Raw genomic sequence first — 19,790 nt, forward strand, 5'->3', positions numbered from 1 at the left:
TGTGAGCGGGTCGAACGTAACCCGCAGCGCCCCGTGACGCACGAGACGAATCGTCACGGCTGCGCGTCGGCGGGCAGAGTGATGATTTGGCCCTGCCGCAACTTTTTACGATTGAGCGCCGGATTGGCGGCGGCGATGTCGCGCCAGCGCTTTTCGTCGCCATAGAGTCGCTTGGCGATCGCGCGCAGCGTGTCGCCGCGCCGCACCGTATAGGTCTTCTGCACGGCGGCCGACGCTGGCGGGCTTTGCGTCGCTTGAGGCGCGCCCTGGACCGCCGAGTCGACAGGGTGGGAAGGCTGAGGCGCGGCCGGCGCTGCATCGACGACGACGAACTCCCCGCGCAACATTCCCATCCAGCAGCTCCAGGGAATGACGCCTGTCTTTTCGGGCGTGAATTCGATCGTCTGCCGTCCCGGCTTGACGTCGAATTCGAGCTTCAAGGATGGAACCAGGATACGATTATTGCAGGTCGTCACTTGCGTCGCGTTGATCACCCATTTGACCGGCACGCCGCGCAGCAGCGTGAAGCGGGTGGGCGTAAAGCCAAGGCCGTTGGCCTCCATCTCGATCGTCTGCGTCTTCGGCGCGGCGGAATCCTGCTGTGGTTGGACGCGTTCAACGGGGGCCGGGCTTCGCCAGCTCGTCGTCAGCGACGCGAGATCGGCGCCCGAGCCTGTGAGGATCAATCCGCGATTGATCATCACCGCGCCGAGCGCGACGACGATCACGCCGGACGCGGTCAGCAGGCGATGCGTCACCGCCCCCGAAAGCACTGTCGTCAGCGCGCCGAAGGCGAGCATCACCGGCAAGGTTCCAACGCCAAAGACGAAGAGCGTCTTCGCGCCTTCAACGGGGCTGCCGGTCCCGGCCGCCATCACATACATCGCCTGCAACGGTCCACAGGCGATCATCAGCCCGTTGAGAAGACCGATCACGAACGGTCGATGTCTGGCGCCGCCCGCTTCACGGTTCACCCAGTTCTGCAGCGGGCCAGGCAGTCCGAACCGGAAGCGGCGCAGCGGCGCGAACAGCCCCAGCATATTGAGCCCGAAGATGAGAAGGAAAGCGCCCGCCGCGACACCGGCGACGCCGCGCAGCATCGGCGTGAACGCGATGAAGGCGCCGAGCCATCCGAAGGCGGCGCCGATCGCCGTGTAGGACAGCGTCTTTCCGGCGCCATAGGAGAGGTGCGAGACGAAGGACGAGCGTCCCGCGCGCGCATCGGCTGTCGCGTAACTCACGACAAAAGCGCCGCACATGCCCACGCAATGGAAGCCTGTCAGCAGGCCCAGAAGAAACAGGAGGCCGAGACTCATATGCTGAGCGATGTCCGGCTCGCCCGCGGCGCTGATCCAGCGCGTATCGAACAGGATTAAGGCGGCGAGTCCGGCGAGGGCGGCGACGATGATCGCCAGTCTGATGAAAGGCGAACGCCGGCGCTGCGCCTCTTCCGTCAGAACGACGCGATAGCCGTTCTGCTCGACGCTGTTGCGAATCGCGCTGAAATTGGTCGCATCGGCGTCATAGTCGACGACGACCGTCTCGGTCGGATAGCTGGCCGAAACGCCGCGCACGCCGGCGAGCTTTCTAACCGCCGCCTCGATGACATGCTCGCAGCCGTGGCAATGCATGCCGCGGGCGTGAAACGTGATCGCCGTTTCGTTCATCCAGGTTACGCCTCGCCGCGCAGCGTCTGACCGCGGCCGGCGCTCCAGCGTCGGCCGCATTGCGTTATTCCGTCTTCGCGCCGTGGCCGGCGCGAGACGGATTTACGTGCAGAGTTACTTGCCGAGCTACTTGCCGAGCTACTTGCCGAGCGTATCCATGCCCAGAAGCTTATAGGCGGGGCAGAAGTTGACGAAGGCCGTGGTCAGCGGAATGAGCCCGACAAGGCCCCATAGCGACTGCGGACCAATGAAGACGAGGCTGAGCAAGAGCAGTCCGGCGACGATGCGGATGATCCGATCGGTCCTTCCGATATTGGCGACCATGACTAATCTCCCTTCTCCCGCGGCGATCGTAATGTCAGGCTATCGCCTCGCGTGAGATCGCACAGCGACTAAGTCTCGCTTGAGGCGCGGCTGCTATTTCTGCCTGTCGTCGTCGTCGAGCTCGAGCCACATGGCGTTGAGAATGGCGAAGGCGCAGGCGAGCCCCAGCCCTAGGATCCAGGAAAAATACCACATGCCGCGTTTTCTCCCGCTCAATAGTAGTAATCGTCGCCGCGACGGATCGCCGCCTCGCTCACTGCGCCGCGCAGCACGTAGTAGACCCAGCTGGTATAGGCAAGGACGATCGGCAGAAAGACGATCACCGCGATGAGCATGAGCGAGAGCGTCGCTTTGCTCGACGACGCGTCCCAGACCGTCAGGCTTTGGCTCGGGTGGGTCGAGGACGGCAGCAGGAAGGGGAACATGCTGAAGCCCGCCATGGTTGCGACGCCCGCGACCGAAAGGCTGCTGGCGAGAAACGCGATCCTGCCCGCCGAGAAGGCGAAGGCCAACGCCGCAACGAGCGCGCCCGTATACGCCAGCGCGGGGGCAGCGATCATCCAGGGGTAGGCGCGGTAATTGTCGAGCCAGGCGCCGGCTTCTCGCGTCACCGACTTCGCCAGCGGATTCGAAGGCCCTGCATGTTCGATGACGCCGTCGATGCGAAATCCTTCGACGCCCAGCATGATCCACAGTCCCGCGGCGGAAATGAGCAGAACAAGCAGGAGCGCCGCGAGCGCGCCATATCGGCGGGCGCGGACGGAAACCTCACCCTCGCTTTTCACGCTCAGCCAGGCGGCGCCCTGCATCGTGAGCATCGCCACGCTCACGAGGCCGCAGAGCAAGGCGAATGGATTAAGCAGACCAAGGAGGCCGCCCTCATAGGTCGCGCGCAGCGCCTGATCGAAATGGAAGGGAACGCCCTGCAGAAGATTGCCGAAGGCCACGCCGAAAATCAGCGCGGGGACAAAACCGGAGACGAAGAAGAGCCAGTCCCAGGTTTCGCGCCAGCCGGTCTCGGGTCTTTTGTCGCGGAAGGTGATCGCCACCGGCCGCAGAATGAGGCCGATCAGCACCAGCAACATCGCAAGATAGAAGCCGGAGAAGGACACCGCGTAAAGCGGCGGCCAGGCCGCGAAGACGGCGCCGCCGCCGAGAATGAACCAGACCTGGTTGCCTTCCCAGACGGGACCGATCGTGTTCAGCGTCACGCGCCGCTGCGTGTCATTGCGCGCAACGAAAGGATGCAGCATGGCGACGCCAATGTCGAAGCCGTCCATGACCGCGAAGCCCACGAGCAGGACGCCGAGAATCGCCCACCAGATGAGGCGAAGCGTCATATAGTCGAACATCGCTTTCGCCTTTCCTATCGCGTTTGCGCCGGCGCCGGCGCGGGAAGTACGGGCGCGCCTGAGCGCTGCGGCTCGGTCTCCTCCCGCGGGCCAATGCGGACATATTTGACGATGAGCCCAACATCGATGACGGCCAGCGCGCTGTAGAACAGCACGAAGGCCGCGAGGCTCGCCGCGACATTCGACGCGGGGACGTTGGAGACGCCGAGGAACGTCGGCATCGTCGCGTCGATGATCCACGGCTGCCGCCCATATTCGGCGACGATCCAGCCGAGTTCGGCGGCGACCCAGGGCAACGGCAGGCTATACATGGTCATGCGCAGGAACCAGGGCTTCCCGCAGCGTCGCCGGCTCGACAGATAGAAAGCGGCGGCGAAGAGCGCGATGAAATAGAACCCCAGCGCCACCATGATGCGGAAAGACCAGAACAGCACCGGCACGTCGGGGATCGTCGACAGCGCCGCTTCATGAATCTGAGCGTCGGTCGCATTCTCGATATCGGGCCTGATGCGCTTAACCAGCAGCGAATGCCCGACGTCGCGCATCGATACTTCGAGTTCCGGCGGAACGGCGGCGTTGGGACGACCGCCTTCTTTCGTCAGCCACTGATAGCCGGCCATGCCGTTGCGGATGCGCTCTTCGGATCGTTCGACGAGCGCCTTGACGCCTTCGACGGGCTTATCGAGCGAACGCGTCGCGATCAGGCCCAAGACCCAAGGAATTTTGATCTCGTATTTCGTTGTTTCGCTCTTGAGATCTGGAATGCCGAAGAGGGTGAAAGACGCCGGCGGCGGCTCCGTCTCCCACATCGCTTCAATCGCCGCGATCTTCATCTTCTGGTTCTCGCCCGCCGTATAGCCGCTCTCGTCGCCGAGCACGACGACCGAAAGCGCGGAAGCGAGCCCGAAGCTCGCCGCCACCGTCAGCGAGCGGCGAGCGATAGCGACATGACGACGGTTCAAAAGGAAATAGGCGGCGATTGACATGACAAACATCGCGCCCGTGACATAGCCAGCGCTGACCGTGTGTACGAATTTTGATTGCGCCACGGGATTGAACAACACCTCGGCGAAGGACGTGAGCTCCATGCGCATCGTCTGCGGATTGAACGCCGCGCCGACCGGGTTCTGCATCCAGGCGTTGGCGACGAGGATCCAGAGCGCCGAGAAATTCGCGCCGAGCGCGACGAGCCAGGTGACGATGAGATGCTGCACCTTGCTTAAGCGTTTCCAGCCGAAGAAGAACAGGCCGACGAAGGTCGCCTCGAGGAAGAAGGCCATCAGGCCTTCGATGGCGAGCGGCGCGCCAAAAATGTCGCCGACATAATGCGAGTAATAGGCCCAGTTGGTGCCGAACTGGAATTCCATGGTGACGCCGGTGGCGACGCCCATGGCGAAATTGATGCCAAACAGCGTGCCCCAGAACTGCGTCGCCTCGCGCCAGACGGTGCGCGCGGTCATCACATAGACGCTCTCCATGATGGCGAGCAGCAGCGCAAGGCCGAGCGTCAGCGGCACGAACAGGAAGTGATACATCGCCGTCAGCGCGAATTGCAGGCGCGAGAGCGTGACGACGTCGAATTCGAACATTTTGAGCTCCTGATCGATGTCAACGCGGCGCAGTGGCGGACAGCGCTTCCACCATCTGCGCCGGCGTCACCCTAATGCGATGCGCGGGGCCGAAGAACACAACGTAGAGCGCGACGAGCGCCAGCAACTTGAACCCAAGCGCGATGGCGATCTCGCGTCCTAATGGCCTTGTGCGCATCGACTCATCCCCTAGCGTTGCATGCCCTAGCTTTGCATGGCTGCGGCGCCGCCTTATGACAGTGCGCGACGCAGCCGTTCGATGCCGAGCAGTTTCATGATGTAGCGCTCATAGACAGGCTCGCTCTGTCCCTTGCGGACCTTGCGCAGGAAGTATTTCTCATAGGCGATCTTGGCGAGATGCACCCACCGCCCCTCGCTCGACCAGTTGACGTTGCGCGGCGGAATCTGCGGCTTTGCGACGAAGGCGACGCCCTTGTCGCCGAAATCCGCCAAGCAAACCGCATTCCACGTGCCTTCTTCCTTTGCTTCACGCCCGGCGATCAGCGCGGCGATATTATGCGCCGTCGCCGTGACCATCGACTCGATCATATAGCCGGTCTTCGGCGTGCCCGTCGGCACCGGCGTCGCCTCGACAGGCGGGATCGCAACGCAGACGCCGACGCCAAAGACATTTCGGTATTTCGGATTGCGCTGATTCTTGTCGATGATGACGAAGCCGCGCGGATTGACCAGTCCCTCGACGCCCATCAGCGCGTCGACGCCTTTGAACGCAGGCATCACCATGGCGAATTTGAACGGCACTTCGTGCTCTTTCTTGACCTGCCCCTGGTCGTCGAGCTCGGCGCATTTGAGAAGGCCCGGTTCGATGGCGGTCGTCTTGGCGTTGACGATCCATTTGATGTCGCGATCGCGGAACGCCGATTCGAGCATCCCTTTCGTATCGCCGACGCCGCCCAAACCCAAATGCCCGACATAGGGCTCGGACGTGATGTACGTCATCGGCACCTTGTCGCGGATGCCGCGCCGACGCAGATCGGTGGAAAGGATCATGGCGTATTCATAGGCGGGACCAAAACAGGAGACGCCGGGCGCGGCGCCGACGATGATCGGACCAGGATCCTTGCAGAACTCCTCATAGGCCTTCGACGCCGTCTCGGCATGCTGCAACGTGCAGACCGAATGCGTATGTCCGCCATGCGGTCCAAGTCCTGGCACTTCCTCGAAGGCGAGCTTCGGACCGGTCGCAATAACGAGATAGTCGTAGGCGACGCTCTCGCCATTCTGAAGTTCGAGACGGTTTTCGTCAGGCAGAACGCGCTTCGCGCCCACCGGAATGAAATTGATCTTCTTCTTCTTGAAGACCGGCGCGAGCGGAACCTTGAGTTCTTCCGGCTTGCGCCATTGCACCGCGAGCCACGGGTTGGACGGCGTGAACTGGAAATTCTCGAGATCCGAAACGACAGTGACCTGATGTTGCTTGGCAAGTCCCTCGCGGACTTCAATCGCGGCGGCGACGCCGCCGATCCCCGCGCCCATGACGACGATATGAGCCATTTCAGTCTCCCTTTTGCGCTTTGCGCGCATTAAGTTTCGCGCTGACGGTTGCGCTCATCGGTGACGACATGCGCGCTTGTCGCGTGCATGTCCGCGACTTAGTCACGCTGCGCGTCGCAAAGCGATCGCAAGGCCGCCAGATTGACGATCTCGGCGCCGCCGCGCGACAATTTCACCCAGCCTGAGCGCTCGAACGCTTTCAGCGTACGGCCGACAACTTCACGCGCGGTGCCGAGATCGGCGGCGAGCGCCTGCTGCGTCGCCGCGATTTTACCGCCGGCGCCGCGTAGCGCGAGAAGACGTTCGGCCAAGCGAACATTGATGCGTGTGCAGACAATCTCCTCGATGCGCGACATCAGCGCGGCAAGACGCTTGCCGTAACCGTCGAACACTAGCGCACGGAAACCTTCGGACGCGTTCATCAGCGCGTTGAAACGATCGGCGGGCACCACATAGGCGATGACGTCAGTTTCGGCCACGCCCTCGGCGGCGTAGGCGTCGTCCGCGAGCAGCGAGGCTGTCGTCAAAATGCAGGTTTCGTTCGCGCCGACCCGGTAGAGCACGATTTCCCGGCCCGATTCGGTCACCCGCTGCACGCGCACGGAGCCCGAGACGATCAGCGGAAAATGGACGCATCGATCGCCCGGCCGAAACAGCACCGCGCCGCGCGGTATTTGCTTGCGCACGACCGAGTCGCGCAAAAGCGTCTTCGTCGCAGCGTCAAGGCTGCGCAAGGAAGGCGTTTCGTCGACCCAATCGGACGCCATCATCTGCCCTTCGTCGCTCACGATCCAAAGTCTTCACTTAAGCGCGCCGCGAACGATTAACGCACCCATGCTGAACGCCGATGACGTCTAGAAGGCCGCGCCTGATTTGGCGCCGTACCGCTTCAGCGCCATCGCCAATGGGCAGAGGCCTGTGAAGGCGGCCTGCAGAAGATTGACGCCGACGAAAGCGGTGAGCACGAGCCACCACGGACTGAACAACTGCGCCAAGAGCAGGCTCAGGAGGATCATGGTCCCGGCGAAGGCCATGATGATGCGATCAATGCTCATCGGGTGAGTTCCTTCGATTTGACGCGCGCGCGCGGTTTGGCTGGCTTGCCGCACTGCTCGGCGCAGAACATTTCATAGAGCAGTCCAATGATCCGCGAGACGTTCCCATCGGACAAGGAATAGTAAATCGTCTGCGACTCGCGGCGGGTCTTGACGAGCTTGTCCTCGCGCAGCCGCGCAAGATGCTGCGAGAGCGACGATTGGCTCAGTCCAATCGCCTCCTGCAGCTTTGTCACCGACAGCTCGCTTCCGTGCAGCTGGCAGAGCACCATCAGCCGATGGCGGTTGGCCAACGCCTTGAGAAAGCTTTCGGCCTCCGCAGCTTTCGGCGCCAGAGCAAGCAGATTTACATTCATGATGTCTAAATTACGAATATTGAATATAATTGTCAAGAGCGCCAGAGGCGCCTCCGAAGAGCGCTTATGTCGCATTCAAGCCGACAGAAATCCAGTATATTACGTTCATCTAATTTAATGGAATCGTCCGAGAACGGACAAATTGCGAAGGGAGAGTGAAATGGCTGAATGTCTTGCGCCGACGCGCCGCTCCTTGATGTTGCTGTTGGGCGCGGCAGCGGCTGGACTGAGGACAACGAGCGCGCAAGCGAAGTCGAGCAAATCGGCGGCCGCCTACCGCGGTGCGCCGAACGGCCGGCAAAGCTGCGCCAATTGCTCCTGGTTCAACGCGCCCTCGGGCTGCGGCGTAGTGAGCGGCCCCGTCAGCGCGCGCGGCTGGTGCAACCTTTGGGGCTGACAAAATTTCACACGGAGAGTTCGAGGGCGGCGCGCCGCCCTTTCCGCTTTTATAGCGACAAGATCCGCACGCGCATAAATTCGCAGTTGCTAATTTACGTTTTATGCATATAAATAGGCGCATGGGACAGATGGGCCGCTCTTATCTCGCGCCGACGGCGCTCCTCGCAGCGCTGACTTATTCCTCGGGCGCGAACGCCGGAGAGGTTGTGATCCGGGTCGCCCCGGTGGATGACCTCAAGGCGGTCGTCGCTTCGGTGGAGCCGGCGCATCAATTGACGGCGCGGGCCCGCATCGGCGGCACCGTGAGCGCACTCAAGATCAAAGAGGGCGATGACGTCGCCGGCGGCGCGGAGATCGCTTCCATCGTCGATCAGAAACTTTTTCTGCAGGTTCAGGCGCTCGATCAGCGCATCCGCTCTCAGCAGGCGCAGCGCGACAAGGCGCAGGGCGATTTCGATCGCGCGCAGGAATTGTTTCGGCGCGGAGTCTATACCAAGGCGCTGTTCGATCACGCGAAAACCGCGCTCGACGTCGCCGACCGCAACCTCTCGGCCCTGCGCTCCGATCGCAGCGTGATCGAACAGCAGGCGGCGGAAGGCTCGGTGCGCGCGCCGGGGCCTGGCCGCATCCTCTCCATTCCGGTTTCCGTCGGCCGCGTTGTCATGCCGGGCGAAACCATCGCGACCATCGCCGAAGACAAATATATCCTGCGTCTGCAATTGCCCGAACGTCACGCGCGTTTCATGCGCGCCGGCGACAAGGTGGAGATCGGCGCGCGCGGCTTGCACGAAGAGGCGGGCGGCGGACGCAAGCAGGGTCGCGTGCGCATCGTCTATCCCGAAATTCAGGGCGGCCGCGTCATCGCCGACGTCGACGTCGTAGGGCTCGGCGACTATTTCGTCGGCGAACGGGCGCGGGTTTACGTCACGACGGGCAAGCGTGACACGATCATCATCCCGCGCAACGCGGTCTATCGACGCGCCGGCGTGGATTTCGTCCGACTCGCCTCCGGCGAAGAAGTCGTCATTCAGCTTGGCGAAGCGCACGGCGACGGCGTCGAGATTCTTTCCGGCCTCCATGACGGCGACGTGGTGTCGACGCCATGAGCGCAGAGTTTCGCCCGGGCATTTCGGGAACGCTGACGCGCGTCTTCATCAATTCGCCGCTGACGCCGCTGCTGCTGCTCGCCTCGATCCTCGTCGGACTGATCGCGCTGCGCTCGCTGCCGCGCGAGGAGGAGCCGCAGATCTCCGTGCCGATGGTCGACATTATGGTGTCGGCCAACGGCTATAAGGCTGAAGACGCGATCGAACTCATCACGCGCCCGCTCGAAGACATCATCAAGGGCGTCAACGGCGTCGAGCATGTCTATTCGCAGACGCGCGACGACAATGTGGTCGTCACGGCGCGCTTCTTTGTCGGCACGCCGCAGGACAACGCCGTGCTGCGCATTCACGACAAGATACGCGCCAATATCGGCGAATTGCCGAAGGGCATTCCCGAGCCGCTGATCATCGGCCGCGGCATCGATGACGTGGCGATCGTCGTGCTGACGCTGTCGGCGAAGCCGGAGCGCGCCGATCGATGGACCGACAACGGCCTCTATCAGGTCGCCGAGGAATTGCAGCACGACCTCACCAAGGTCAATGACGTCGGCCTGAGCTATATCGTCGGCGGCAGCCCCAATCAGATCCGCGTCGAGCCCGATCCAGAACGCCTGTCGCAATATGGGATGACGCTCAATCAGCTCATCGACAAGCTGACCAACGCCAACCGCTCCTTTCTCGTCGGCGCGTTTCGCGAGGCCAATCGCGCCGTGCCGGTCGTCGCCGGCCAAACCTTGCAGGGCGTTCCCGATGTCGGCCTGCTGCTCCTCACCACAAGAGACGGGCGACCGGTCTATGTAAAAGACGTCGCCGATGTGCGCGTCGGCGCGGCCGAGCCCGACCGGCTCAGCTGGACAATGACCCGCAACGCCGCCGGCGGCCTTGATAAGCGTCCCGCCGTCAGCATCGCCATCGCCAAGCGCAAGGGCGCCAACGCCGTGATCGTCGCCGACGAGATCATGCATCGGCTGGAGGCGGTCAAGGGCCGCATCGTCCCCGACGACATCGAGATCGCGGTGACGCGCGACTATGGCGAGACGGCCACGGAGAAGGCCAACGAGCTGCTTTTCCATCTCGCGCTTGCGACCGTCTCGATTGTCGCGCTCATCGTGGTGATGGTCGGCTGGCGCGAGGGCGTCGTCGTCTTCGTCATCATCCCGACGACCATTCTGCTCACGCTCTTCGCCTCATGGCTGATGGGCTATACGATCAATCGCGTCAGTCTATTCGCGCTCATCTTCTCGATCGGCATTCTGGTCGACGACGCCATCGTCGTCGTTGAAAACATCGTGCGCCACTGGCATATGCGCGGCTCCCGCAGCCTGATCGACACGGCTGTGGAAGCCGTGGCGGAAGTCGGCAATCCGACCATCGTCGCGACGCTCACCATCGTCGCCGCGCTGCTGCCGATGATGTTCGTCTCGGGTCTGATGGGGCCCTATATGAGCCCCATCCCCGCGAACGCTTCGCTCGCGATGATCTTTTCCTTTTTTGTCGCCATGACCATTACGCCCTGGCTTCTGCTCAAAGTCGCCGGCAAACGTTTCGCGCAGGAGCGCGGCGACGGCGTCGATCATGCGCATGAACGCGGCCCCATGGGCAATTTCTATGTGCGCGTGGCGACGCCCTTGCTGAAGGGCCGCAAGCGCTCGCAATGGTTTCTTGCGGCCGTCGGCATCGCGACGCTTCTTTCAATGGGGCTTTTCGTGACGAAAACCGTCCGCGTAAAGCTGCTGCCGTTCGACAACAAGTCGGAGATCGCGGTCGTCGTCGATCTGCCGCGCGGCGCTTCGCTCGAAGAAACGGATCGGGTGCTGACGGCGGCGGCCGATCGCCTGAAGGACATTCCGGAGCTGACCTCGGTTCAATCCTATGCGGGCGCGGCCGCGCCGTTCAACTTCAACGGTCTGGTGCGGCACTATTATATGCGCAAGGCGCCGGAGATGGGCGATCTGGCGATCAATCTGCAGCCGAAGGCCGAGCGCAGCCGCGCGAGCCATGCGATCGCGCTCGACATTCGCAAGCGGCTCGAAGGCCTGCCCGCGCCGGAGCATACCGCGATCAAGGTCGTCGAAGTGCCACCGGGCCCGCCCGTGCTGTCGACGCTGCTCGCCGAAGTCTATGGTCCGGACGCGCAGTCGCGGCGCGATCTTGCGGCGAAAGTGCGCAAGGCTTTTGACGCGGTCGATTTCGTCGTCGATACGGACGACAGCTTCGGCCAGCGCGCCGAGCGCCTGCGCTTCGAGATTGATCAGGAAGCGCTCGAATATCACGGCGTCGAAGAGCGCGCCGTCTACGACACGATCGGCGCTCTGGTCGGCGGCGTGAAGATCGGCTTTTCGCAAAAGGGCGGCGGCGCGAAGCCCATCGATATTACCGTGGCGCTGCCGCGAGGGGCCATGACGCCGAGCGAACGCATCCTGTCGACGCCGCTGCCTGCCGGCGGCACGGCGCGTCAGGGCGCTAATGTCGAGCTCGGCGACGTCGTCAAGGCGACGCGCGAACTCGGCTCCTATCCGATTTTCCGGCATAACGGCCGCTTCGCCGAAATGGTCAGCGCCGAGGTCGCCGGACGTTTCGAAGCGCCGATCTATGGGATGCTCGCGGTCGAAGACGCGATCAATAAAATCGATTGGGGCGCCTCAGGTCCGCCGACGATCAAATATCACGGCCAGCCGCTCGATGATTCCAAACCCACTTTGCTCTGGGACGGCGAGTGGGAGGTGACCTATGTCACTTTCCGCGACATGGGCGCAGCCTTCATGGTGGCGCTGCTCGGCATCTATCTTCTGGTCGTCGCGCAGTTCGGCTCGTTCAAACTGCCGCTCGTGATCCTTGCGCCGGTGCCGCTGACGCTCGTCGGCATCGTCATCGGCCATATCTTGTTCAACGCCGCCTTCACCGCCACCTCGATGATCGGCTTTATCGCGCTCGCCGGAATCGTCGTGCGCAATTCGATCCTGCTCGTCGACTTCATCCGGCATTTGCGCGCCGGCGGCATGAGCTTGCGCGCGGCGCTGATCGAGGCGGGCGCCGTCCGCTTCAAGCCGATATTTCTCACCGCCGCCGCGGCGATCATCGGCGCGGCCTTTATCCTCACCGACCCTATCTTTCAGGGCCTCGCCATTTCGCTGGTCTTTGGCCTCGCCTCATCGACGGCGCTGACCCTGCTTGTCATCCCCGCGATCTATGTCGTCTTGCGCGACGACGAACTCACAAGGAGGGCCTCATGATCGAAGACTGGGCGGCGCTCGCCAAGAAGCTCTCCGCCGACATAAGAGAATTGCGCGTCGGCTCGCCCGAGGTGATGAAAGCCTTTTCGGCGATGGCGATCTCTGCGGGCGCCCAAGGCGCACTCGACCCCAAGACAAAGGAACTGATCGCGCTTGCGGTCAGCGTCGCGGTTCGCTGCGACGATTGCATCGCTTTCCACGCCAAAGCCGCGTCACAGCGTGGCGCGACGCGCGAGGAGGTGATGGAGACGCTCGCTATGAGCATCTACATGGGCGCCGGACCGTCGGTGATGTATGCGAGCCACGCGCTCGCCGCCTTCGCACAGTTCGACGCCGAACAGCAGGCCTGAGAAGAAAGGAACGAACAATGGCTCTGGGCTCTCTCTTATCGAAACTCGGGGACGGCGGCGCGACGCCGACGATCGAGCATGATGATTTCTGCCGCGTCGTGGCGGACAAATCCTGCGCCATCGTCGATGTGCGCGAACCGCATGAATATGGCGCCGGGCATGTGCCGGGGGCCAAGAACATGCCGCTGTCGAGCTTCGATCCGACGAAGCTTCCGAAGGGCGACGTTGTCCTCATTTGCCAGGCGGGCGGGCGTTCGGCAAAGGCGCTCGCGCAGGCGCAGGGCGCCGGACGAAAGGATCTTCGCCATTACGCGCCGGGCACTGGCGGCTGGCGCGCCCGCGGCGGCGCGGTGGAATAGGCAACCCGGCGGGTTGACCTGCACGAACTGTCATCCCCGACGCGCGTAGCGCGATCGGGGATCCAGATATCACGTAAGTCGCGATCGCTTCGCCAAGCGAAGCGTCGGAACTCAGCCTGAAGCGGGTTACGCCGCCTTCCCGACCTTGGTCGCTTCCGTGACCTCGTTAATCTTGCCGGTCTTCACATCATAGATGTAGCCGTAGATCGGGATGTTTTTCGGCACCAGCGGATGCGAACGGATGCGCGCGACGTCCTGCGCGACGCTTTCCTCCTGATTCTCGATCGTGTGCCATTTGATGAAATGGCCGGCTGAACAGCCGCCGCCATGTTGCGGGTTCGACCAGTTCTCGCCGTCGAAACTCGCCGTCGCGAGATTATCATCCAGCAAGTCGCTCATGATCTCGTCGCAGAAGAGCTCCATGCCGCAATTGGTGTGGTGAATGACAAACCACTCCTTGGTGCCGAGCAGCTTGTGAGAAATGACGAGCGAGCGAATCGCATCATCAGATGCGCGCCCTCCGGCGTTGCGGATCACATGCGCGTCGCCTTCCGACAGGCCGGCATATTTCGCGGGATCGAGACGCGCGTCCATGCAGGTCAGGATCGCAAAACCGCGCGCCGGCGGCAGCGCAAGTTCGCTCTTGCTTCCAAAATTGGCGGCGTAAGCATTGTTCGCCGTTACAACCTCGTTGACGATCTGGCTTGCCATGTGTCTCTCCCGTTGCCCGTGTTGTTTCGAAGCTTTTTGACCTTCCTCAACATTGAAGCGCTTCAGCTTCCTTTTCAAGCAGACAAGGCGGACGATCTTCGTGACATAGTCGCTTGACGATCAGCGATATATATTCCGAGAGCGTCTGCGCTGATACTGTATAACGTTCACGCAGATGCGCAGGTCTAAGGGAGATGATTGTAACGCATGTCCGATTCCGCAGATTTTTTTCCTGGTTTCGCTTCGCATTGGATCGATGCGCCGGCTGGAAAGATATTCGCCCGCGTCCACGGCGAGGGCCGTCCCGTGGTTCTGTTGCATGGGTTCGGCGAGACGCATGTCGCCTGGCGCAAAATTGCGCCGGCGCTCGCTAAGCGCTTCAGCGTCGTTGCGATGGATCTGCGCGGCTATGGCTGGTCGGCGGTTCCTGCGAGCGAGAAGGGCGAGCAGTATACGAAGCGCGAAATGGCCGCCGATGTCGTCGCGGTCATGGAGTCGCTCGGCCATGTGCGTTTCGCGCTCATCGGCCACGACAGGGGCGCGCGCGTCGGCCAACGCCTCGCGCTCGATCAGCCCGGTCGGCTCGATAAGATGGCGCTCATCAATATCGCGCCGATCGACGATGATTTCGGCGACGCGGATTTGCAGCGGGTCGGACGCGCGCGTTTCCTGGCGGCTGACGCGCCCAAGCCGGAAGAGCTGATCGGGCTCGATCCGATTGGCTTTCTGGATGACGCGCTGATGAACGCAACCAAGGCGAAGTCGCTGGAGCCGTTCGGCGCGGACGCGCTCGCCGCCTATCGCCAGGCCTTCAACGACCCGGCGCGCATTCACGGCTTCTGCGAGGATTTTCGCGCCGGCGCCACGATCGATCGCGAGCATCTTGCGGCCGACAAGGCGGATGGCAAGAACCTCGCCATGCCCACGCTCATCGTCGCCGGCGCCGCGAGCTTCCGGGCGGACGGCCCTTCGCTTCTCAACGCGTGGCGCGAATGGGGCGACGATATCGCCGAGGCGCGCGTCGAGTCCGGCCTTTATCCGATGGAAGAGGCGCCGGCGGAGACGCTTGCCGTCCTGGAAAATTTCCTGTGAGCCTCTATCGCGGCAAGACCGTCGCGCTCGCCCTTGGCGGCGGTGGCGCGCGCGGCCTTGCGCATATCTGCGTGCTCGAAGCGCTCGATGAACTGGGCGTGCGGCCGGTGGCCATCGCCGGCGCCTCGATCGGCGCCATCGTCGGCGCCGCTTACGCCGCGGGCTTCTCGGGCGCGGCGCTGCGCGCCCACACTCAGGCGATTCTCAAGAACCGCATCGGACTCGCGCGCCGGCTGCTTCACGCTCGGGCGCGGGGGCGAAAGCGGCTTCTTTCCCGCGTCGCGCATCCGCTGCTGTTCGACGGCGAGCGCTTTCTTCACGCCTTCTGGCCCGAAGGCATGCCGGAACGGTTCGAGGATCTAAGCATTCCGCTGCAGGTCGTGGCCACCGATTTTCGTCGCCGAGTCGAGGCGGTCTTCGCCACGGGACCATTGCGTCCCGCCGTGGCTGGGTCGATGGCTATTCCGGGCATCGTGCGCGCCGCCACGAGCGATCACGGCTATTTCGTCGATGGCGGATTGGTCAATCCTCTTCCTTATGACCATCTCTGGGGCCTTGCCGACATTGTCATCGCCGTCGACGTCTCCGGCAATTTCGGCGTCGAGACTGGCAAGGGGCCGCCGTCCGCCTTCGAGACGATGATCGTCGCGAGCCAGATCATGATGAACGCGATCAGCTCGCGCATGATAGCCGAGCGGCCGCCCGACGTGCTCATCCGACCGGAAGTGCATCAATATCTCGCGCTGGACCTCTTCAAGGCGTCGCGCATTTTCGCCGCCGGCGACGCCTGCCGCGACACGCTGCGCCAGGGACTGGCGCAGGCGGCGCTGCGATTAGAGGCTCGGAGCAAGATCGTTTGAAGCCGATCGCAGATGCGATCCGCCTCAAACGTGAATCCTGCTCCATCCCTTAAATCAGAGCGCGCTTTACGCGAAAAACCAGATTCCACTTTTTCGCGAGCCACGCTCTAGCGCCGCGCCTGAAAGAATTCGCGAAGGAGCTGCGCCGCCTCGCTTTCGCGAATGCCGCCATAGACTTCCGGCCGATGATGGCAGGTCGGCTGCGAGAAAAACCGCGGCCCGTTCTCCACGGCGCCCCCCTTCGGATCGCTTGCCGCATAATAGAGCCGCCGAATGCGCGCGAAGGAAATGGCAGCCGCGCACATGGCGCAAGGCTCGAGCGTCACATAGAGGTCGCAGTCGACGAGGCGCTCTGAGCCGAGTGCGACGCAGGCTTGGCGAATCACAAGCATTTCGGCGTGCGCCGTCGGATCGCGATCGCGCAGCGCGCGATTTCCGGCGGCGGCGATGATTTCGCCATTGCGCATAAGCGCTGCGCCGACCGGGACTTCGCCTGCCGCCGCCGCAGCGCGCGCCTGCTCGAAGGCGGCGCTGAAAGGGTCCGTGCCATTCATTTGTATCTCTTCAGCGATCGCGCTTCAAAGCGCGCTTGCCGCCTGCTATCAGAACCCATGACTGAAAAGAACCGAAATACCCGCGCCGGCTCCCCCGGCGGCGATCGGCCCTTGCGCCGGCCCGCCAAGAAGACGCCGGCCGCACACGCCGGGCGCGAAGACTCGAGGCCAGCAAAGCCACGCTTCGACAAACCTCGCCTTGAGAAACCTCGCTTCGACAAACCTCGCTTGGACAAACCCGCCGCGCGCGACCCCGAAAGCGCGCGCGGCAAGCGCCCCGCCAAGTCCCCCGCCAAGTCCCCTGCCAAGTCCCCTGCCAAGCAGCGCGTCGCTGCGCCTGCGCCCGCGCCCCGCGAAGGCGCCTTTGAAGGCGATCGCATCGCCAAGGTTATGGCGCGCGCCGGAGTCTGTTCGCGCCGCGACGCGGAGCGTTGGATCACGGAAGGCCGCGTCGCCGTCAATGGTCGCGTGCAAACGAGTCCCGCCTTCAATGTGAGCGACAGCGACAAGATCACGGTCGACGGGGCGCCAATGCAGGCGCGCGAGCGCACGCGACTCTTTCTGTTCCACAAGCCCGCCGGCTATGTCACCACCGCGCGCGACGAAGAAGGCCGCGCCACGGTGTTCTCTTATCTTGAGGAACGCCATCCGGACCTGCCGCGGCTCGTCAGCGTCGGCCGGCTCGACATTAATACCGAAGGGCTGCTGCTGCTCACCAATGACGGCGGCCTCGCGCGCACGCTCGAATTGCCCGCGACCGGTTGGACGCGGCGCTATCGCGTGCGGGCGCATGGCGCGATCGATCAGGCGCAGCTCGATTCATTGGGCGACGGCGTGACGATCGACGGCATCCACTATGCGCCGATCGAGGCGCGGCTCGAACGCGAGCAAGGCGCCAACGTCTGGATCGCGATGAACCTCACCGAAGGCAAGAACCGCGAGATCAAGCGCGTCATGGCGCATCTCGGGCTCGACGTGACGCGGCTCATTCGCGTCTCATACGGACCCTTCCAGCTCGGCGATCTCGCGGAAGGCGCTGTCGAAGAAGTGCGATTGAAAATGCTGCGCGAGCAACTGGGCAAATCGCTTGCTGAACTCGCCGGCGTCGATTTCGCCGCGCCGCTGCGCGAGAAGGAGCCGGCGGAGCAGCAGGAGATTCGTGCGCGCGCCGAGAAGCGTCCGCGCAAACATGTCTCCACGCTGCGCAAAGAGCAGGACGAGCGCCGCGACGCCGGACCGCGGGCGCGCGTGACGCGCGGCGCGGTCGCCGATCGCAAGGGCCGCGCCGTCGCCGTTGAGCGGGTGACTCCGACGCGGCGGCGCGACGAGACGGCTGCGCCTTCGCGCAACGCCCGACGCTTCGATGCGATGCGCGCCGATGGCGCGCCGCACCAGCCGAAGGCGCGATCCGAACGCCCATCGCGCGACAGCAAGCCGCGCGGCGAGCGTTTCCTGCGCGAGGACGGGCGCCGCCGCGATGAGCGGGCCGCGCCCGAACAGCGCCGTACGCCGCGCTTCGACGAACAGCGCGGGGCGCGTCCGGCGACGCGAGCGCCGCGCGAGCGGAACGCCGAGGGGCGAGACGAACGCCCGCGCAACACGCAGCGATTCGAGAAGCGGCCGGACGACCGCGCGAGCGGTCAGAGAAATTATCGCGCGGCCAATCGCGATGACGCGCGGTTCGAAAAGCGTCCGCCGCGTCGCGACGGGGACGAGGCGCGACGGGACACGCGCGGCGCCAGCGCGACGCGCCAGGAGCGGCCACGGACATTCGACAAGCGCCCGGCGCGCAGCGGCGAGCGCGAATTTTCAGCTGGCGACCGCGCCACTCGCGAACGCAAATTCGATCAGCCCCGCTCGGGCGGAGATGCGCGGCCCTCGCGCAGCGGCGGACCATCTCGGGGCCCGCACAAAGGTCCACGCAGCGGACCAGGCAGAGGTCCCGCTGGCGGTCGAGGCGCGCCGCGCAAAGGACCGCCCAAAGGGCCCTTCAAGGGACCGCGCAAAGGGCCGCCGAAGGGACCACGCAAGCCGCGCGGCGCATAGACCATGCGCATCGTTGGCGGCGCCCTGCGCGGTCGAGCGCTTTCGGGACCACGTTCGCAGGCGATTCGACCAACGTCCGAACGGCTGCGCGAATCCGTTTTCGACATTCTCGCGCATCGCTTCGGCGATCCGGTTGCGGGCGCAAATGTCGTCGATCTCTTCGCCGGCGCCGGCGCGCTCGGACTCGAGGCCGTGTCGCGCGGCGCGGCGCGAGCGCTTTTCGTCGACGACGGCGCGGAGGCGCGCGCGTTGCTGCGCGCCAATATCGAAGCGCTGGGACTTGGCGGCGTCACGCGCATCTTTCGCCGGGACGCCACCAAGCTCGGCGCCGCGCCGGCGGGCGAAAGGTTTTCGCTCGCCTTTCTTGATCCGCCTTACGGCAAGGATCTCGCGACGCAAGCGCTTATCGCGCTTGTCGATGGCGACTGGCTTGCGCCGGACGCGATCGTCGTCGTCGAAGAAAGCGCCAAGGCGCAAGTCGACCTGCCGCCGAATTTGCTGCGCGAAGACGAACGCCGCTACGGCGACACGCAATTCGTCTTCGCGCGCTATATTCGTTAGCGCTCAAAGGAAGCGCTACACTCTCATATGGACTCGGGCTGATCCGTCGCTTGGACCTTGTCATTCCCGGCAGGCCGAAGGCCTGACCGGGAATCCAGAGCCGGTCCAAGAATGCTGGTCGTGCGCTGGATTCCCGATCACGCGCTTCGCGCGCGTCGGGAATGACAGCCGTTCCGTTCAAACGGATTTTTGAATCACTCAAAGGCGACTTGGACTTTCGTCACCGCGCGATCGAAAAGGCCGGTTGGCAAATAGCACAGCGGATTTGTTGCGAGCGGCGCTTCCTTGCAGTGCTCGTGAGCGCTTGTCCAGGCATAGCCTGACTGCGCCATGCAACCCAAAATATATTTGCGGATCAGGTGATTTGGATCCAAGCGGCGATTTTCGGGATATGCCGACTCGCCGTCCAATTCGCAGGCCGACGTTTTAATCTGCTGCGCTTTGAAGAAGGACGAGCTGGAGCCGATCAGTCCGGCTTCAGCGCCAACGACCATGATCAATCCGCCGACGAAGGCCATGACAGCCGTCACCTTGCTGACCCTGAACTGTCCGTCGAGCAATGAGAGCACGCCGCCTGCCGCCAAAGCGACGCCGACGAAGATCAACACGAGAATCATGACTGGTTCTCCGATGTCAGAGTAGTTTGATGGCGCCGTCGGAT

At 63.5% G+C, this 19,790-nt stretch carries 21 protein-coding genes; 8 read left to right on the top strand and 13 right to left on the bottom strand.

All coding sequences use genetic code 11. From position 1 onward, the window contains the following. Nucleotides 1-53: 53 nt before the first annotated feature. The 10 genes from IYW40_RS10830 to IYW40_RS10875 form a co-directional block, all read right to left on the bottom strand. Entirely contained in the window at nucleotides 54-1,667 is a 1,614-nt protein-coding gene (locus tag IYW40_RS10830; protein ID WP_196400262.1) for a sulfite exporter TauE/SafE family protein, read from the bottom strand. A 138-nt stretch (nucleotides 1,668-1,805) separates the two neighbouring features. Continuing rightward, the gene (locus IYW40_RS10835) at nucleotides 1,806-1,991 is read right to left on the bottom strand and encodes a DUF2892 domain-containing protein (protein ID WP_018406346.1); all 186 of its coding nucleotides are present in this window, start codon (nucleotides 1,989-1,991) and stop codon (nucleotides 1,806-1,808) included. A gap of 93 nt (nucleotides 1,992-2,084) precedes the next feature. Continuing rightward, nucleotides 2,085-2,186 (bottom strand): cytochrome bd-I oxidase subunit CydX, encoded by a 102-nt coding sequence (gene cydX, locus IYW40_RS10840; protein ID WP_018406347.1) that lies wholly within the window; start codon nucleotides 2,184-2,186, stop codon nucleotides 2,085-2,087. A gap of 17 nt (nucleotides 2,187-2,203) precedes the next feature. After that, nucleotides 2,204-3,343 (bottom strand): cytochrome d ubiquinol oxidase subunit II, encoded by a 1,140-nt coding sequence (gene cydB, locus IYW40_RS10845; RefSeq protein WP_196400261.1) that lies wholly within the window; start codon nucleotides 3,341-3,343, stop codon nucleotides 2,204-2,206. Between the two features lie 14 nt (nucleotides 3,344-3,357). Next, complete coding sequence (locus IYW40_RS10850) at nucleotides 3,358-4,932, bottom strand: cytochrome ubiquinol oxidase subunit I (protein WP_196400260.1); 1,575 nt, start codon at nucleotides 4,930-4,932, stop codon at nucleotides 3,358-3,360. Between the two features lie 19 nt (nucleotides 4,933-4,951). Then, on the bottom strand, nucleotides 4,952-5,110 hold the full coding sequence (gene cydP / locus IYW40_RS10855; protein WP_175094999.1) for a cytochrome oxidase putative small subunit CydP: 159 nt from the start codon (nucleotides 5,108-5,110) through the stop codon (nucleotides 4,952-4,954). Between the two features lie 53 nt (nucleotides 5,111-5,163). Continuing rightward, the gene (locus IYW40_RS10860; protein ID WP_196400259.1) at nucleotides 5,164-6,447 is read right to left on the bottom strand and encodes an FAD/NAD(P)-binding oxidoreductase; all 1,284 of its coding nucleotides are present in this window, start codon (nucleotides 6,445-6,447) and stop codon (nucleotides 5,164-5,166) included. Between the two features lie 98 nt (nucleotides 6,448-6,545). After that, on the bottom strand, nucleotides 6,546-7,235 hold the full coding sequence (locus IYW40_RS10865; protein ID WP_196400258.1) for a Crp/Fnr family transcriptional regulator: 690 nt from the start codon (nucleotides 7,233-7,235) through the stop codon (nucleotides 6,546-6,548). A 66-nt stretch (nucleotides 7,236-7,301) separates the two neighbouring features. After that, nucleotides 7,302-7,502, bottom strand: coding sequence for a DUF2892 domain-containing protein (locus tag IYW40_RS10870; RefSeq protein ID WP_196400257.1), 201 nt, complete (start codon nucleotides 7,500-7,502; stop codon nucleotides 7,302-7,304). Continuing rightward, nucleotides 7,499-7,858 carry a metalloregulator ArsR/SmtB family transcription factor gene (locus IYW40_RS10875; protein WP_196400256.1) on the bottom strand — a complete coding sequence of 120 codons (360 nt, stop codon included), beginning with the start codon at nucleotides 7,856-7,858 and terminating at the stop codon, nucleotides 7,499-7,501. Before IYW40_RS10875 ends, IYW40_RS10870 begins: the two co-directional genes overlap by 4 nt. Nucleotides 7,859-8,385: 527 nt before the next feature. On the opposite strand from IYW40_RS10875, the gene IYW40_RS10880 reads away from it, so the two are divergent. The 4 genes from IYW40_RS10880 to IYW40_RS10895 are packed head-to-tail and all read left to right on the top strand — an operon-like array spanning nucleotide 8,386 to nucleotide 13,305. Further along, nucleotides 8,386-9,363, top strand: coding sequence for an efflux RND transporter periplasmic adaptor subunit (locus IYW40_RS10880; protein ID WP_196400255.1), 978 nt, complete (start codon nucleotides 8,386-8,388; stop codon nucleotides 9,361-9,363). Further along, nucleotides 9,360-12,596 (top strand): efflux RND transporter permease subunit, encoded by a 3,237-nt coding sequence (locus IYW40_RS10885; RefSeq protein WP_196400254.1) that lies wholly within the window; start codon nucleotides 9,360-9,362, stop codon nucleotides 12,594-12,596. Before IYW40_RS10880 ends, IYW40_RS10885 begins: the two co-directional genes overlap by 4 nt. Further along, the gene (locus tag IYW40_RS10890) at nucleotides 12,593-12,946 is read left to right on the top strand and encodes a carboxymuconolactone decarboxylase family protein (RefSeq protein ID WP_175094993.1); all 354 of its coding nucleotides are present in this window, start codon (nucleotides 12,593-12,595) and stop codon (nucleotides 12,944-12,946) included. The genes IYW40_RS10885 and IYW40_RS10890 overlap by 4 nt, the downstream gene beginning before the upstream one ends. A gap of 17 nt (nucleotides 12,947-12,963) precedes the next feature. Then, nucleotides 12,964-13,305 carry a rhodanese-like domain-containing protein gene (locus IYW40_RS10895; protein WP_196400253.1) on the top strand — a complete coding sequence of 114 codons (342 nt, stop codon included), beginning with the start codon at nucleotides 12,964-12,966 and terminating at the stop codon, nucleotides 13,303-13,305. A 126-nt stretch (nucleotides 13,306-13,431) separates the two neighbouring features. On the opposite strand, the gene IYW40_RS10900 is transcribed toward IYW40_RS10895, so the two are convergent. Further along, nucleotides 13,432-14,016: a carbonic anhydrase gene (locus tag IYW40_RS10900; protein ID WP_175094991.1), complete on the bottom strand. Its 585-nt coding sequence runs from the start codon at nucleotides 14,014-14,016 to the stop codon at nucleotides 13,432-13,434. Nucleotides 14,017-14,223: 207 nt separating this feature from the next. On the opposite strand from IYW40_RS10900, the gene IYW40_RS10905 reads away from it, so the two are divergent. Both IYW40_RS10905 and IYW40_RS10910 read left to right on the top strand, forming a co-directional pair. Continuing rightward, a complete protein-coding gene (locus IYW40_RS10905; protein ID WP_196400252.1) occupies nucleotides 14,224-15,108 on the top strand; it encodes an alpha/beta hydrolase in 885 nt (294 codons plus the stop codon). Next, entirely contained in the window at nucleotides 15,105-15,968 is an 864-nt protein-coding gene (locus IYW40_RS10910; protein WP_196400251.1) for a patatin-like phospholipase family protein, read from the top strand. The genes IYW40_RS10905 and IYW40_RS10910 overlap by 4 nt, the downstream gene beginning before the upstream one ends. Before the next feature lie 107 nt (nucleotides 15,969-16,075). Here the strand turns inward: IYW40_RS10910 and IYW40_RS10915 are convergent, their stop codons facing one another. Next, the gene (locus IYW40_RS10915) at nucleotides 16,076-16,522 is read right to left on the bottom strand and encodes a nucleoside deaminase (protein WP_196400250.1); all 447 of its coding nucleotides are present in this window, start codon (nucleotides 16,520-16,522) and stop codon (nucleotides 16,076-16,078) included. 228 nt (nucleotides 16,523-16,750) lie between these two features. On the opposite strand from IYW40_RS10915, the gene IYW40_RS10920 reads away from it, so the two are divergent. Next, on the top strand, nucleotides 16,751-18,568 hold the full coding sequence (locus tag IYW40_RS10920; RefSeq protein WP_246720724.1) for a pseudouridine synthase: 1,818 nt from the start codon (nucleotides 16,751-16,753) through the stop codon (nucleotides 18,566-18,568). 3 nt (nucleotides 18,569-18,571) lie between these two features. Further along, a complete protein-coding gene (rsmD, locus tag IYW40_RS10925; RefSeq protein ID WP_196400248.1) occupies nucleotides 18,572-19,129 on the top strand; it encodes a 16S rRNA (guanine(966)-N(2))-methyltransferase RsmD in 558 nt (185 codons plus the stop codon). Nucleotides 19,130-19,323: 194 nt separating this feature from the next. On the opposite strand, the gene IYW40_RS10930 is transcribed toward rsmD, so the two are convergent. Then, the gene (locus IYW40_RS10930) at nucleotides 19,324-19,746 is read right to left on the bottom strand and encodes a hypothetical protein (RefSeq protein WP_196400247.1); all 423 of its coding nucleotides are present in this window, start codon (nucleotides 19,744-19,746) and stop codon (nucleotides 19,324-19,326) included. Nucleotides 19,747-19,790: the final 44 nt, after the last annotated feature.

It is taken from the genome of Methylocystis sp. H4A (genome assembly GCF_015709545.1).
Classification (GTDB): Bacteria; Pseudomonadota; Alphaproteobacteria; order Rhizobiales; family Beijerinckiaceae; genus Methylocystis; species Methylocystis silviterrae.

Coding starts and splice junctions, on each gene's coding strand:
- IYW40_RS10830 (WP_196400262.1), bottom strand. CDS start 1,667: ATGAACGAAACGGCGATCACGTTTCACGCCCGCGGCATGCATTGCCAC.
- IYW40_RS10835 (WP_018406346.1), bottom strand. CDS start 1,991: ATGGTCGCCAATATCGGAAGGACCGATCGGATCATCCGCATCGTCGCC.
- cydX (WP_018406347.1), bottom strand. CDS start 2,186: ATGTGGTATTTTTCCTGGATCCTAGGGCTGGGGCTCGCCTGCGCCTTC.
- cydB (WP_196400261.1), bottom strand. CDS start 3,343: ATGTTCGACTATATGACGCTTCGCCTCATCTGGTGGGCGATTCTCGGC.
- IYW40_RS10850 (WP_196400260.1), bottom strand. CDS start 4,932: ATGTTCGAATTCGACGTCGTCACGCTCTCGCGCCTGCAATTCGCGCTG.
- cydP (WP_175094999.1), bottom strand. CDS start 5,110: ATGCGCACAAGGCCATTAGGACGCGAGATCGCCATCGCGCTTGGGTTC.
- IYW40_RS10860 (WP_196400259.1), bottom strand. CDS start 6,447: ATGGCTCATATCGTCGTCATGGGCGCGGGGATCGGCGGCGTCGCCGCC.
- IYW40_RS10870 (WP_196400257.1), bottom strand. CDS start 7,502: ATGAGCATTGATCGCATCATCATGGCCTTCGCCGGGACCATGATCCTC.
- IYW40_RS10875 (WP_196400256.1), bottom strand. CDS start 7,858: ATGAATGTAAATCTGCTTGCTCTGGCGCCGAAAGCTGCGGAGGCCGAA.
- IYW40_RS10880 (WP_196400255.1), top strand. CDS start 8,386: ATGGGCCGCTCTTATCTCGCGCCGACGGCGCTCCTCGCAGCGCTGACT.
- IYW40_RS10885 (WP_196400254.1), top strand. CDS start 9,360: ATGAGCGCAGAGTTTCGCCCGGGCATTTCGGGAACGCTGACGCGCGTC.
- IYW40_RS10890 (WP_175094993.1), top strand. CDS start 12,593: ATGATCGAAGACTGGGCGGCGCTCGCCAAGAAGCTCTCCGCCGACATA.
- IYW40_RS10895 (WP_196400253.1), top strand. CDS start 12,964: ATGGCTCTGGGCTCTCTCTTATCGAAACTCGGGGACGGCGGCGCGACG.
- IYW40_RS10900 (WP_175094991.1), bottom strand. CDS start 14,016: ATGGCAAGCCAGATCGTCAACGAGGTTGTAACGGCGAACAATGCTTAC.
- IYW40_RS10905 (WP_196400252.1), top strand. CDS start 14,224: ATGTCCGATTCCGCAGATTTTTTTCCTGGTTTCGCTTCGCATTGGATC.
- IYW40_RS10915 (WP_196400250.1), bottom strand. CDS start 16,522: ATGAATGGCACGGACCCTTTCAGCGCCGCCTTCGAGCAGGCGCGCGCT.
- rsmD (WP_196400248.1), top strand. CDS start 18,572: ATGCGCATCGTTGGCGGCGCCCTGCGCGGTCGAGCGCTTTCGGGACCA.
- IYW40_RS10930 (WP_196400247.1), bottom strand. CDS start 19,746: ATGATTCTCGTGTTGATCTTCGTCGGCGTCGCTTTGGCGGCAGGCGGC.